This window comes from Nocardia cyriacigeorgica (genome assembly GCF_010858045.1).
In the GTDB taxonomy this organism is placed as follows: domain Bacteria; phylum Actinomycetota; class Actinomycetes; order Mycobacteriales; family Mycobacteriaceae; genus Nocardia; species Nocardia cyriacigeorgica_E.
The window spans coordinates 1-286 of the sequence record NZ_JAAGVC010000348.1 but is presented as its reverse complement, the minus strand read 5'-3'; the positions used below and the strand labels follow the sequence as shown (position 1 = coordinate 286).

Genomic DNA, 286 nt, shown 5'->3' with positions numbered 1-286 from the left:
GGCTCGGCCTGAGTAATTTCGTCATCCTGGAACGCGAGGACGATCTCGGCGGTACCTGGCATGTGAACCGGTATCCGGGCCTTGCCGTCGATATCGCGTCGGTGACCTATTCCTATTCCTTCGAACCCAACCCGTACTGGTCGCGGCTGTTCGCGCCGGGTGCCGAGTTGAAGAAGTACGCCGAGCACGTGGCCGACAAGTACGGCCTACGCCGTCGGATGCGCTTCGGCACCGTCGTCGACGGCGCCCGCTGGGACGAAGAAGAACAGCAGTGGGTGGTCTCCAT

1 pseudogene is annotated in these 286 nt (G+C 62.6%); it reads left to right on the top strand.

Going from position 1 to position 286, the window contains the following annotated elements:
* A pseudogene (locus GV790_RS29995) lies at positions 1-286 on the top strand (NAD(P)/FAD-dependent oxidoreductase); the annotation flags it as partial.